This is a genomic window from Catellatospora paridis (assembly GCF_009720365.1).
Classification (GTDB): Bacteria; Actinomycetota; Actinomycetes; order Mycobacteriales; family Micromonosporaceae; genus Catellatospora; species Catellatospora paridis.
Genome location: NZ_ML769320.1, coordinates 124,983 through 138,457, shown reverse-complemented (window position 1 = coordinate 138,457; position 13,475 = coordinate 124,983). Strand labels below are relative to the sequence as shown.

Genomic DNA, 13,475 nt, shown 5'->3' with positions numbered 1-13,475 from the left:
GCTCACGGTTCGACCACCTGACGACCCTTGCCGGAGACGGGGCAGCTGCTCTTCACCGGGCAGACCCGGCACTTGTCGTTGACCTTCGCGACGAAGGTGGAGGCGGCCATGGTGGCCGCGGTGCGGTGCACCATGGCGTGCGCCCACTGCGGGTCGGCGGTCTCGCCGATCGCGTCCTGCACCTGCTCCTTGGCGTCCCGGTGGGTGGTGCCCAGCTGCACCAGCGCCGCCCCGCCGGACTCGTCGCCCTCGGGGAAGCCGCCCGCCTCGACCGCGACCTGATACGCCCCCAGCTGCGGGTGCTCGGGCAGCTCCTCGCGGGTGGCGGTGGTGGTCTTGCCGGTCTTCAGGTCGATGACCACGAGCCGGCCCTGGTCGTCGACCTCCAGCCGGTCCACCCGGCCGACCAGGTCGATCGGCGGCTCGGCGTCCAGCCGCACGGTGAACTCGCGCTCGATCGCCACCAGCCGCCGCGGGTTCTCGGCCAGCCAGCGGGTCAGCTTGCCCAGCATCTCCGCCGAGCGCTCCTTCTCCCGCCCGGCGAGCCAGGACGCGGCCAGCTCGATCGCGTCGAAGCGCGCCGCGACGTAGTCCACCAGCACCGCCGGGTCGCTCATCGCCTCGTCGGCCAGCATCGCCGCGGCGTGCACCAGGTTGCCCACGCCCTGCGCGGCCGTCGAGGCCGCCGCGCCGCCGTGCCGCTCCAGCAGCCACCGCAGCCCGCAGCGCAGCGCGCTCTCCATGGTGGACGGGGTGACCCGCACCGGCTCGTCCGGGCCGTGCAGCGGGCCGTCGTCGGACAGCTCCGGCAGACCCCACCAGCTGTCCGGATGCGCGCCGGGCACCCCGGCGGCGGCCAGCCGGGCCAGCTCGCGGGCGGCGGCGTGCCGCCGGACCGGGTCCGGGCCGGTGACGGCGGAACGCAGTTCGGCGACGAGCGCCGACAGCGTCAACGCCCGCGGCGGCCGGGCCAGCGCCAGCTCGGCCACCTCGTCCTCGTCCACCTTGACCGGCGGGGCGAGCTCGAACAGGAAGCGGCTGGGCCGGTCCTCGCCGTCCGCGCCGCCGACCGCGCCGGAGTCCACCGCGGTGACCACCAGCCGCCGCCGGGCCCGGGTCGCCGCGACGTAGAACAGCCGCCGCTCCTCGGTCAGCAGGGCGGCGGTCTGCGCGACGCGCTGCGCCTTCGCACCGGGCTGGGCGCGCTGGGCGACCTCGTCGACGAGCTGCTCGGAGCCGAGCAGGCTGCCGCGCAGCCGGAGGTCGGGCCAGACGCCCTCCTGCACCCCGGCGACCACTACCACGTCCCACTCCAGGCCCTTGGCCGCGTGCGCGGTGAGCAGCCGCACCGCCTCGCCCCGGTCGCCGCTGGCGGCCAGCGAGTCGGCGGGCAGCTGCTGGTCGGCGACGTGTTCGAGGAACGTGTCGATCCGCGCGCCCGGCAGCCGGTCGGTGAACCGCGCCGCGGCGTCGAACAGCACCATGATCGCGTCGAGGTCCCGGTCCGCGGTCTCCGCGCGGCGCTGCTGGTCCAGGCCCATCGCGGGCGCAGTGGCGACCCCGGCCCAGCGCTCGGCCAGGCCGCTGGCCCGCCAGACCGACCACAGCACCTCCTCCGCGGTGGCCCGCGGACGCCCCGCCGTCTCCCGCGCGGTGGCCAGCAGCATGGCGATCCGCGTCGCGGGCGAGGCCCAGCGCCGGTCCAGCGCGGCCAGCTCGGCCGGGTCGCGCAGCGCCTCCACCAGCAGCTCACCGGAGCCGCGGGGGTCGCCACCGGCCACCGCGAGCGCGCGCAGGCCCTGCCGCAGCCGCCGCTCCGCCATCGGGTCGGCCCCGCCCAGCGGCGAGTGCAGCAGCGCGACCGCCGCCTCCTCGGTCAGCAGCTCCGGCTTCAACGCACAGCGCAGCAGTATGAGCAGCGGCTTCACCGCAGGCTGCTGGTGCAGCGGAAGATCCTCGGCCAGCACCTTCGTCGGCACACCCGCCTGCCGCAACGCCCGCTCATAGGCGGGCAGCTGCGAGTTCGTGGAACGCATGATGACCGCCATGCGCGAGAACGGCACCCCGTCGACCAGATGTGCCCGCCGCAGCCGGTGCGCCACGAACGCGGCCTCGCTCACCCGGCTGCGCAGCGCCACCACCTCGACGCCGACATCGGGATCGTCCGGCGGCTCGCTTCGCCCAACCGCTCCGGCACCGCCCGCAGGAGTCGCCGACTGCGCGGACCCGCTGGTGACGGCCGTCGGCAGCGCCGCGCCGTCCGTAGCGGCCGCAGGCCGGGTGCCGTCCGCGAACAGTGCGGTCTGCTCCTGGCGGGGTGCGGGCACCACGGTCAGGTGGCCGGGCAGGCGGCGGGCGATGCGGGCGGTCGCGGCGCGGACCGCGGGCGCGGCCCGGTGCGTGGTGGCCAGCACCACCTGCTCCGTGCCCGGGAACAGCTCGCCGAAGGTCCGCACGATCTGCGGGTCGGCGCCGCGGAAGGCGTAGGTCGACGAGTCGGGGTCGGCGAACGCCGTCAGCGGCAGGCCGCCCGCGATCAGCTGCAGCAGTTCCACCTGCGCCGGGTCGGTGTCGGCGAGCTCGTCGACGTACACCGCGGACAGCCGGGAGCGCTCCGCGGCCAGCAGCTCGGGGTCGCGGCGGAGCATGGCGGTCGCGGCCCGGACCAGCTCGGCGTGGTCGTAGCCGGCCGAGCCACGGGTGGAGGCGTCGCGCAGCGCCATCGTCTGCTCGTACTCGTGCAGGAAGCGGGCCGCAGCCTGCCAGTCGTCGCGCCGCTGCCAGAGCGGGTCGGCGGGGCCGATGCCGCGCTCGGCGGCGCGCAGCAGCAGGTCACGCAGCTGCTCGGCGAACGCGCGGGTGCCCAGCGCGGGCAGCAGCCGGTCCGGCCAGCCCGCGTCCTCGCCGGGCAGCAGCTCACGGATGACGAGGTCCTGCTCGGGGCCGGAGAGGAGGCGGGGGGATGGGTCGCCCAGCAGCGCCGCGGAGCGGCGCAGCAGCCCGAAGGCGTACGCCGGAAAGGTCCTGACCAGCGGTTCGTGCCCGACACCGCGGGCGATGCGGGCCTCGATGCGCCGCCGCAGCGACTGCGATCCGCGGCGGCCGAACGTCAGCACCAGGATGCGCTGCGGGTCCACGCCGTCGGCGACCCGCCGGGCGACCGCCTCGACCAGGGTCGTCGTCTTGCCCGTGCCCGGTCCGCCGCGCACCAGCAGCGGGCCGGACTCGTGCGCGATCACCCGTTGCTGGGCCGGGTCGGCACGAAACGCCGGCCGGTCGGGGTCGCTGCCCCGGACCAGCCGCCAGTCCCGCTGAACGACGCTGCTCACGCCGAACATTCCAGCACGTGCGGGCGACACCGCGGCAGCAGGCGAGCCGGTTGTGGTGCCGCGAGCATCCGGACTCCCGGCAGAAACTCAGAAATGCCATATAACAGGCCTGGAGCGACGGCGGCCGCGCGGTGCGGACCGACGTCATCACAGACGAATGGAGTAGCTCGGTTACACCCGGCGCAGCCGCATGGGGGCAGAACCGCACACTGACCGGCCGTCGCGGGACCGGCACTTGCGGTCAGGCGATCCGAGTTGATTGACGACGGAACGCTACGTGAATGCATGAATACGGTGTGCGAACGGATCGGGGGGCGACGCTTCCGGACCAACGACGCTGGCGTACCGGCCGACCGTCGCGCCTGGACATCCGATGTTGCCGATCGATGCTGGTCGAGCATGGTTGGAAGCTGTCCGGTCCGTAGCTGAGGTGGGTGGCGTGTGATCGAGCTGGCTGAGTTGATACGCGCGTTGAGGTCTGAGCTCGACACTGCGGTTGCCGCAGCGCCGAGGGACGGGCTGCGGTTGCGGTTGGGAGAGGTGGAGCTCGAGGTCGCGGTGGTCATCGAACAATCCGGCGGGGCGGGCACGAAGATGAACTTCCTGGTGGTGGAGGTGGGGGTGGACGGCAAACTGGCCCGCACCACCTCGAACGTGATCCGGCTGAAACTCACTCCCGAACACCCGGACGGTCCGACTCACGTCGCCGGACGGGGACGCGCTCGCGAGGAATGACGCCGATGCGGTTCGAGGCTGATGAAGGCGATGGGGTGGACGGTGGCCGGGTGGTGCAGATCGTCACCGTGCTGCCTGACGGCGGCAAGGCGTTCGGCTCGGGCTACCTGCTCACCCCATCACTCGCGCTGACCGCCGACCACGTGGTTCGGGGCACGTCGGCCCAGTCGGCGCGGATGTTCCCCCAGCGAGGCTCCGCGCCGTTTGTCGAAGTGTCGGCACACGTCACGGTGGCCGTGCCCGAGATCGACGTCGCGCTGCTGCGCCTCGCTCGGTTCGACGCACCCGCGCCATTGCGCTCCGTCGCGTTCGGCCGGGTGCCCACACCTGGATCCGAAGGGGCCCCGTACCGGACCGTCGGCTTCCCCGTCTTCAAGTTCCGCGATCCCGGTGCCGGTCCCGCCTACCGCGACTCACACGACGCGTCGGGCGCCGCCCGCCCGCTGTCGAACCTGCGCGACGGCACCCTCGAAATCAGTGTGGAACCGCCGAACTGGCGTCCCGGCGGCGGGGAGTCGCCGTGGTCCGGGATGTCGGGTGCCGCGGTCTTCTGCCACGGACACTTGGTGGGCGTGGTGTCCCAGCACGACCCGGCCTCGCCGCGCACGGGCAGCCTCCTCGCCTCGCGGGTGGACCGCTGGTACAGCCGCTGCGGCGCCGGCACCGGGTTCACCCGGCTGCGGGCCCTGGCCGGCCTGCCGGAGACCGCCGAAGCACTGGCGGATCCCGTCTCGGCCTGGCACGCCGCACAGGCCCGCGCCGCCCTACAGCACCGGCAGTACGACAGCGCCGTCGACCACATCGGCCGGGCCCTGTCGCAACCGTCCGCGCACCCGGAATTGCACTACCTGCTGGCGCTGGCGCTGCTGCGCGGCACGGCGCCCAGAAACCACGGATCGGTCGAGCGGATGTGCGAACACTTGCGCGTCGCGGCCTCACTGCCGCACGCGAGAGCACTGCATCTATTGATCAACGAGGATCACGGCGCGCGCGGCAGTCGCGGCCTGCGTCCAGGGGAGGACAGCGTGCGGCTGCTCGCCGCGATGGTGCGCCCTGCGGTGGCGCGCGAGATCTGCCAACAGTTCCAGGCACCGAGCAGCGTGGTGTGGCGTGCGCTATGCCGCCGCGGACAGGGAGGCACCAGATGACATACCCGAGACCGGAAGCAGATGCGGCAGCCATCCGGCGCTTCTTCACCAAGGAGCCGACCAAGCCCGACTACACCTCCGCGATCGTCCAGATGGCTTTCGGCGGCGCCGCCTTGCTGGTCGGCTTGGTCTGCGCGGCGGGCGGGGCGACGATGTCCACCGACCTTTCCTCGGGGATCGGCAGCGGGCTGTGCTGCTCAGCACCGTTCTTCATCGCCGCGGCGGTACTCGGCCTCGTGGGTGGCCTGGCATACCGCTCCAAGCTGATCGACTACCAGCAGAAGGTCGTGGCGGCCAACCCCAAGCCGCCCGTGGAGTGGGTGCGCGCGCACCTGCAGTCGGACCTGGCCCGCATCGAGCAGCGCGCCCTCCAGGAGCTGCGCATCAGCCGGGAGGACCTGCAGCTGGAGTCCGATCTGGTGACCCGGCGCCGCCAGGAGGCGATCGCGCACGGCCAGGACGGACCGGCCTCGGACGACAAACAGCCGCTGACACTGCTCGGTCCGGCACGACGGACCGTCATCGCCTACGACGCGAGCGGCTCATGGGCATTGTTCTCCCGGTCGCTGGTGTCGGTGATCTGCCCGACCAGCTGGCAGTTCGGCATCTACGAGTGCATCCTCGAGCTCGACACCGGCAGATTGACCGCAGAGCAGGCCAAGACGTATCCGTACTCCCAGGTCGCAGCCGTGACCACCAGGACCGTGCCGCTGCAGTGGCCCACCACCGAGGTCCGGCCGATCGACTCGGTCGGCGACGAACTGCACTGGAACGCCGTCGAGTACCGCGATCTCGAGGTGCTGGTCAGTGGCGGTGACCGGGCGGTCGTGTCGCTGGGACTGGTCGACCAGGAGAGCCAGAAGAACTACCAGTCGCTGCTCATGCCCGACGCCAACAAGGTGATCGACGAGGTGAAGGCCGCGCTGCGCCGCCGCGACGTCAGCTGACTGCCGACAGTCTGATCGAGGCTCCGTGCGTCCCGCTGTGCGGGCCGTCCGGCGCCTCGATCATTTCGTGAGGGCAGGGCATGCCGACGGGGATGCCCGCCCGCGCGGTGAAAGCAGTCCCGGGGCGGGACCCGAGCCGGGTTCGGCTTGGGTCCCGCCCCGGGGCGGGTACCGGATTTCCGGTCGGGCGCCCGGTGTCTGTGCACTCGAACGCCCGCCCGTGTCTCATCCGGTCTGGCAGTTGCGCGTCGTCACCAGGGGGACGGCGCCGGGGGCACGACGACCGGCGGGCGGTCGTCGCAGGTGATGGTGTTCGGCAGTTCCCAGGAGGCCATCCAGGGGCCGGTGGTGCCGCCGCCGTCGTTGCCGCCCAGGTCGGTCACCACGAACTCGGAACCGGCCGGGGTGAAGTGGAACGAGCCGCAGTTGTTGATGCCGACCGCGCCGACGTTGCGGGCGTCCACGTTCTCGAACGACGCACCGCCCTCGACCCGGCCGCTGAGCACCGAGGTGCCCGTGCCGTCGATCCGCAGGTTCTTGAACTTGACGCCGCGGATCTGGACCAGGTCCTTCACGCCCCACTCGCTGACCATCATGATCGCGTTGTAGGTGCTGTCGAGGTAGTGGTCCCCGGTCACCTGGATGTCCGCGTCGATGGTCTTGTCCAGCGCGTAGATCCAGATCGCGCCGAGGCCGATGTTCCAGTTCAGCTCGTACGTGCCGGCCCGGACCACGGTGTTGTTCGTGAACTTCAGGTAGCCGTCGAACGCGGTCGCGCCGAAGCGGGAACCGGCGTGCAGGCCGGAGCCCTCCCGGATCGGGTCGGCGACCAGGTTGTTCGACACCGTGTTGTTCGTGCCGCCGTAGATGGCGATGCCGTTGGCCAGGGTCGGGGTCTGCACCGTGTTGTGGTCGTAGACGTTGTTCGCGTCGGCCACGCCGTCGGACCACATGGCCAGGCCGTCGTCACCGGTGTTGCGGATGAAGTTGTTCGACACCAGCGAGTTCGTGACGCCCTTGCGGAAGTTCAGCGCGTCGGCCATCTGGTCCACGATGATGTTGTCAGTGATCTTGATGTTGTCCATCGGGCCGTCGAACCACATGCCGACCTTGGTGTGCTGGATGTAGAGGCCGTCGATGGTCGAGTCGCTGAGCGCGCCGCCGACGCCGTTGACCTGGTCGGTGTCGATGCGCTCGCTGACGTCACCCTGGATGGTGAAGCCCGACAGGTGCACGTTGCTGCTGCCGCCGTCCTCGGCGTATTTGCCGTAGAAGCCGACGCCGGTGTGCACCGAGCCGTCCTCGGCCGGCTCGCTCAGCGCGACCTCGCTGCCCCGGATGACCGTGTACCAGTTGCCCGCGCCCTCGATCGTCACGTCGTCGACGATGATGTGCCGGTTGACCTGGTAGACGCCCGGCGGGACGTACACCTTGAGGTGCCACTTCTTCGCGAACGCGATGGCCCGGTCGAACGCGTCGGCCGACTCGCGGCGGCCGGTCGGGTCGGCGCCGAAGGCCAGCACGTTGGACGCGACGAGCCGCACGTGCGGCTTGCCGACCAGCTCGGAGTCGAGCAGGTCGATGACGGTCCAGGCGGCGTTGCTGCCCGCCGGGACGGCGACCCGCACCTTGTCGCCCGCCTTGTACGTCTTGCCGAGCAGCAGGCGCTGCTCGTCGTAGAAGTGCATGGGGCGGAACGGCTTGGTGATGACCGGCTTCGGCTCGGTGAACGCCGGCACGCACGCGCACTCGGTGATCCACCAGTCCGCGTGCAGCAGGTCGGCGTTGGGGTCGTTGCTGAACGGGTACTGGTTGTACAGCCAGGAGAACTCGGAGGTCAGGGTCATGACCTGCTTGTTCTTGCCGTTCACGGTGACGTTGAGCGGCGCGGTGATGCCGCCGCCGTTCGGCGCGTCCGGGATGCTGTAGCGAACGGTGATCGCGTTCGCCGCGGCCGGCAGCGTGAACTCCACGTACTGGCCACCGGTCAGCTTGACCGCCTTGCGGCCGGAGGCCTCCGCGGGCAGCGTGTACGCCGCGCGGTCGGGGCCGATGACGGTGCCGTTGGTGGCCGCGTTCTCGGCTTCCTGCTCGAGGAAGGCGACGCCGGCGCCGCGGCCCGCGACGAGGGCGGGGTCGAGCGCGGCGCGCGTCACCACGGGGGCGGCGCTGGTGGTGCTGGCATTTGCCGTGCCGGCGCTGCCGACGAGGCTGAGACCGACGGCCGCGAGGGTGGCCGAGGCGACCGCCACCGGGGCCCACCGCCGGGGCCGGCGGGACCTCGCTGCAGCTCCTGTGATGCTCCGTGACATCGAAGACTCGTTTCTGGAGGGAACGGAGGAACGGAGGAACGCCTGAGACGCTCGAGGCGGAGCGGACGCCAGGAGGTGTAGGTGACTTTAGATTCCCTGTGTCGCCCACCACAAGGTTCTGCGTAATCTTTTCGTAACGCTGGCCCGGCAAATACAAGTAGCCATTAGGTTGTTGCGCTCTCAACGCAATTCCTTGCGAAGACCTATGTCGATTCCTGATGGGCGACGGCCCACCTAGGGGCGGACCCCGGCAACCACCCGACAGACACAGGCGTGTGTTGACGGGAAGATGGACCGCAACCTCAGCGACAGGGAGCTCGGCGTGTACCCCTCGGAACCCCCAGCGCAGCCGGAAGCCGACCCACCGGGCCGCCACGCTCGTCCCTCCGATCCGGACGACACGGTGCCGTTACGGCCCACGGCCGCCCACGCACCCGCACCGGAACCCGCACCGGCCGAACCCTCGTCGCCACCGTCGGCCGAGGCACGGCCGTCCGCACCCGAGGAGCCCGCCCCACCTGACGAGCCCGGCCCGCCGCGACGGCGGCTGCCGCGACCGCAGCTCGGGCGGCGGTTGCGGGTGCTGTCCGGCGTCGACGAGCGGCTGCTGGACCGGGTGCCGCAGGAGCGCGCCTGGTACACCTCGCTCGGCGGCGTGGTGCTGGGCACCGCGACCATCGCCGCCATCTCCATGTACTTCGCGATCACCCAGGCGATGGGCGCGTCGAGCTGGCTGGCCGTGTTCCCGGTGCTGGTCTGGTTCCTGTTCATCCTGAACGTGGACCGCTGGCTGGTCTCCAGCCGGCTCGGGGAGGGCTGGTTCCGCCGGGTGCCCGTGCTGGCGATGCGCGTGCTGATGGCGTTCTTCTTCGGCGTGATCATCGCGGAACCGCTGGTGCTGCGCATCTTCGAGACCGCGGTCATCCAGCACGTCGCCGACCAGCGCACCGAGGCGCTGGCGCAGCTGTCCGGGCGGCTCAAGACCTGCAACCCGGTGCCCGGCTCCACGGAGCCGCCGGCGCCCGCCGACTGCAAGGCCACCGAGACCTTCAACTTCGACCAGTCCCCGGTGGCGACGCTGCGCGAGCTGAGCACCCGCCGCGCCGACGCGGAAGCGCTGGCCAAGACGATCGACGGGGACTCGGTCCAGCTGCGCGCCATCAACGACATGGCCCGGCGGGAGTGCGTCGGCGACTCCGGGTCCGGGCTGACCGGCCAGCGCGGCGTCGGGCCCAACTGCCGCCGGCTGCGCGCCGAGGCCGACGCCTTCCAACGGACCCGCCAGATCGATGCCAACGGCGTGAAGCTGGTCAACCTGCGTACCCAGATCTCGGAACTGGAGTCGGCGGCGCGGAACTCGCACGCCGCGTTCGAGGCCGAACGCGAGACGAAGATCCAGGCCCGGGTCGCCGAGGAGCGCAGCCACCAGGGGAAGATCGGCCTGCTGGAACGCCTCGGCGCGCTGCACGACCTGGCCGACTCCAGCGGCGTGCTGGCGGTGGGCATCTGGGCGGTGCGCATCTTCTTCATCCTGGTCGACTGCATGCCGATCCTGGTGAAGTTCGTCGGCGGGTCCACCACCTACGACAAGCTGGTCAGCGCCCAGCTCGCGGTCGCCGAACGCGACCTCAACCACGACATCGAGGCCGAGTACGCCGAGCGCGAAGCCGTGCTCCGCAAGCGCCGCGCCGAGATCGACCTGGAGATCCTGGAGCACAAGGCCGAACTCAACAGCCGCCTGCACCGCGCCGCCGACCGCCTCAGCGAACGCGTCTGACGCGCCCGCCGGCCCGGGTGGTGATCACTGTTTCGTGTCAGAAAGTGCGGTCGGGCCGCAGATCTCGACACGAAGCAGTGATCACCACCCGTAGCCGCCCCATGGCTCAGTCCGCGATGCCGCCGGAGGAGCGGATGGCCTGCTGCTCGGCGGCGAGGGTCTTGTCGGCGTGCGAGATGTGCTCGACCGCCTCGTCGACGTCGTCGGTGCACACGATGAGGTCCAGGTCCACCGCGTTGATCTTGCCGTTGGCCAGCATGGTGTCGCGCATCCAGGACAGCAGGCCGCTCCAGTAGGCCGTGCCCATCATCACCACCGGGAACCGGGTGACCTTCTCCGTCTGCACCAGGGTGAGCGCCTCGAACAGCTCGTCCATGGTGCCCATGCCGCCGGGCAGCACCACGAAGGCCTGGGCGTACTTCACGAACATGGTCTTGCGGACGAAGAAGTAGCGGAAGTCGATGCCCATGTCGACCCACTCGTTCATGCCCTGCTCGAACGGCAGCTCGATGCCCAGGCCGACGGAGAGCCCGCCCGCCTCGGTGCACCCGCGGTTGGCCGCCTCCATCACCCCCGGCCCACCACCGGTGATCACGGCGTATCCGGCCCGGGCCAGCGCCGCGCCCAGCCGCTGGGCCAGCTCGCACTCGGGCGAGTCGGGCGCGCTGCGGGCGGAGCCGAACACGCTCACCGCCGGGGGAAGCTCACTGAGCGTGTCGAAGCCCTCGACGAATTCACTCAGGATGCGCAGCGTGCGCCACGAGTCGCGGACCTTCCAATCCGGACGCCCCGCCGAGTCCAGCAGGGCCTGGTCCGCGGTGCCCGAGGACAGCGCGTCGCGGCGCAGCGTCACCGGGCCCCGGTGCCGCTCGGACCGATTGTTGCTTTGCGTCATGCCATCACCGTAGACCGGCTCGCTCGTTTACGTGACGACGCGGCGCGCACATCCGCAGCAAATTCCCAGCGGATTACGCAACTTTTCGCCATGCTGTGGCGTCAAGGTTGTCATACCGCATGGATTGAATAAGGCCGACGACGAGGGAGGCGATGAATGTGATGACCCGCAGCGAGGTGCTCCGCCAGAGGCAGGCGATGCGCCAGCGCATCCGCGCCACCGTGCACGCCCGCCGCATCGCCATGGTGGTCGACGCCAAGGAGTTCGAGCCGGTCGAGGAGCCCGCCGCGGCCCGCTGAGAGGTTCAGCTCGTCAGCCAGCGGCGGAGCAGGTCCGCGCCGGCTTCGATCTTGTCCAGCTCCACGTGCTCGTCGCGCTTGTGCGCCAGGTTGGGGTCGCCGGGCCCGAAGTTGAGCGCCGGGATGCCCAGCGCCGCGAAGCGCGCCACGTCCGTCCAGCCCAGCTTCGCCGCGGGCGTCGCCCCGGTCAGCGCCAGGAACTCCGCCGCGGGCGGCGCCGACAGTCCCGGCAGCGCCCCCGGCGCCGAGTCCGTGATCTCGACCTCGTAGCCGCCGAACACCTCGCGCAGGTGCGTCTCGGCCTGCTCCTCCGAGCGGTCCGGGGCGAAGCGGAAGTTCACCTCGATCTCGCATGCGTCGGGGATCACATTGCCGGCCACCCCGCCGCTGACGGCCACCGCGTTCAGGCCCTCCCGGTACCGGCAGCCGTCGATCTCGACCTCGCGGGCCTGGTAGTCCGACAGCCGCCGGAGCACCTCGCCGGCCTTGTGGATCGCGTTGTCGCCGAGCCACGAGCGGGCCGCGTGCGCCCGCACGCCGGTGGTGCGCACCCGCGCCCGCATGGTGCCCTGGCAGCCCGCCTCGACGATGCCGTACGTCGGTTCCAGCAGAACCGCGAAGTCGGACTCCAGCAGCTCCGGCCGCTGGTCGCCGACGATCTTCAAGCCGTTGCGGGCCGCCTCGACCTCCTCGCACTCGTAGAAGAAGTACGTGACGTCGTAGCGGGGATCCGGGCAGGTCACGGCCAGGTGCAAGGCGATGGCCGTACCGCTCTTCATGTCCGAGGTGCCGCAACCCCACATGACCTTGTCGTCCATCGTGGACGGGAAGTTGTCCGCCAGCGGCACCGTGTCCAGGTGTCCCGCCAGCACGACCCGCTGGTCGCGGCCCAGCTCGGTGCGCGCGATCACGGTGTGCCCGATGCGTTCCACGCGCAGGTGGGCGCACGCCTCGAGGACCTCCTGCACGGCGTCGGCGATCTCCTGCTCGTTGCCAGACACGGACTCGATGTCGACCAGCGCACGGGTCGACGCGATCGGATCGGCGAGCACCTGCGGCGTCAGCGGGTTCGGCATACCGGTAGCGTAGACACCGTGAGCAGCACACGTTCCGACCGGCCCGCCTGGGGCTTCGGTCTCGCCACCGTCAGCGGCGACCACACGCTTGAAGTGTGGTATCCCACCGGCCAGCTCGGCCTCGACCTCTGCGGCATCGACGCGCCCGACCTCAAGGGCGCCGAGCCCACCCTGCCCGGCCTGCGGATCGTGCCCGTGCACACCGTCATCGCCTCGCTGGCCGACGCGCCGCGCGACACCGCCGACGCGTACCTGCGCCTGCACCTGCTCTCCAACCGGCTCATCCAGCCGCACGAGGCCAACCTCGACGGCATCTTCGGGCTGCTGCCGAACAACGCCTGGACCTCGGCCGGGGTGTGCCCGCCGGACCGCGTCGACGAGCTGCGCCTGATCGAGCGCGCCGCCGGCCGCCACCTCGCCGTGTACGGCGTGGACAAGTTCCCGCGGATGACCGACTACGTGGTGCCCGCGGGCGTGCGCATCGCCGACGCCGACCGGGTGCGCCTGGGCGCGCACCTGGCGTCCGGCACCACGGTCATGCAGAAGGGCTTCGTCAACTTCAACGCCGGCACGCTGGGCACCTCCATGGTCGAGGGCAGCATCTCCGCGGGCGTCGTCGTCGGCGAGGGCTCCGACATCGGCGCGGGCGCGTCCATCATGGGCACCCTGTCCGGCGGCGGCAAGGAGACCATCAGCGTCGGCCAGCGCAGCCTGGTCGGCGCGAACGCCGGCATCGGCATCTCGCTCGGCGACGACTGCGTGGTCGAGGCCGGCTGCTACGTCACCGCGGGCACCAAGGTCACGCTGGTCTCCACCGGCGAGGTGGTGAAGGCGGCGACCCTGTCCGGCGCGTCCAACGTGCTGTTCCTGCGCAACTCGGTGACCGGCGCGGTCGAGGCCCGGCCGCGCACCGGCACCGGCATCGTGCTCAACGCGGCGCTGCACGCCAACGACTGA

Annotated in this window: 10 protein-coding genes; 6 read left to right on the top strand and 4 right to left on the bottom strand. The window is 71.3% G+C overall.

Annotated elements, in window-relative coordinates:
- Positions 1 to 2: 2 nt before the first annotated feature.
- Positions 3 to 3,338 (bottom strand): ATP-dependent helicase, encoded by a 3,336-nt coding sequence (locus F9C41_RS23180; RefSeq protein WP_155388927.1) that lies wholly within the window; start codon positions 3,336 to 3,338, stop codon positions 3 to 5.
- A 432-nt stretch (positions 3,339 to 3,770) separates the two neighbouring features.
- Between F9C41_RS23180 and F9C41_RS23175 the strand changes: the two genes are divergently transcribed.
- From F9C41_RS23175 to F9C41_RS23165, 3 genes are read left to right on the top strand one after another with little or no spacing between them, the layout of a single operon-like run.
- Positions 3,771 to 4,064 (top strand): trypco2 family protein, encoded by a 294-nt coding sequence (locus tag F9C41_RS23175; protein WP_155388926.1) that lies wholly within the window; start codon positions 3,771 to 3,773, stop codon positions 4,062 to 4,064.
- Between the two features lie 5 nt (positions 4,065 to 4,069).
- Positions 4,070 to 5,212 (top strand): trypsin-like peptidase domain-containing protein, encoded by a 1,143-nt coding sequence (locus tag F9C41_RS23170; protein WP_155388925.1) that lies wholly within the window; start codon positions 4,070 to 4,072, stop codon positions 5,210 to 5,212.
- On the top strand, positions 5,209 to 6,159 hold the full coding sequence (locus F9C41_RS23165; RefSeq protein WP_155388924.1) for a hypothetical protein: 951 nt from the start codon (positions 5,209 to 5,211) through the stop codon (positions 6,157 to 6,159). Before F9C41_RS23170 ends, F9C41_RS23165 begins: the two co-directional genes overlap by 4 nt.
- A gap of 251 nt (positions 6,160 to 6,410) precedes the next feature.
- Here the strand turns inward: F9C41_RS23165 and F9C41_RS23160 are convergent, their stop codons facing one another.
- Entirely contained in the window at positions 6,411 to 8,471 is a 2,061-nt protein-coding gene (locus F9C41_RS23160) for a glycosyl hydrolase family 28-related protein (RefSeq protein ID WP_155388923.1), read from the bottom strand.
- A gap of 403 nt (positions 8,472 to 8,874) precedes the next feature.
- On the opposite strand from F9C41_RS23160, the gene F9C41_RS23155 reads away from it, so the two are divergent.
- A complete protein-coding gene (locus F9C41_RS23155; RefSeq protein ID WP_155388922.1) occupies positions 8,875 to 10,248 on the top strand; it encodes a DUF4407 domain-containing protein in 1,374 nt (457 codons plus the stop codon).
- Positions 10,249 to 10,354: 106 nt separating this feature from the next.
- On the opposite strand, the gene F9C41_RS23150 is transcribed toward F9C41_RS23155, so the two are convergent.
- Entirely contained in the window at positions 10,355 to 11,143 is a 789-nt protein-coding gene (locus F9C41_RS23150; protein ID WP_155388921.1) for an LOG family protein, read from the bottom strand.
- Between the two features lie 152 nt (positions 11,144 to 11,295).
- Between F9C41_RS23150 and F9C41_RS23145 the strand changes: the two genes are divergently transcribed.
- Positions 11,296 to 11,442, top strand: a complete 147-nt coding sequence (locus F9C41_RS23145; RefSeq protein ID WP_155388920.1) for a hypothetical protein — start codon at positions 11,296 to 11,298, stop codon at positions 11,440 to 11,442.
- A 5-nt stretch (positions 11,443 to 11,447) separates the two neighbouring features.
- Here the strand turns inward: F9C41_RS23145 and dapE are convergent, their stop codons facing one another.
- Positions 11,448 to 12,518 (bottom strand): succinyl-diaminopimelate desuccinylase, encoded by a 1,071-nt coding sequence (dapE, locus tag F9C41_RS23140; protein ID WP_155388919.1) that lies wholly within the window; start codon positions 12,516 to 12,518, stop codon positions 11,448 to 11,450.
- A gap of 18 nt (positions 12,519 to 12,536) precedes the next feature.
- Here dapE and F9C41_RS23135 point away from each other — a divergent pair, with 18 nt between their 5' ends.
- On the top strand, positions 12,537 to 13,475 hold the full coding sequence (locus F9C41_RS23135; protein ID WP_155388918.1) for a DapH/DapD/GlmU-related protein: 939 nt from the start codon (positions 12,537 to 12,539) through the stop codon (positions 13,473 to 13,475).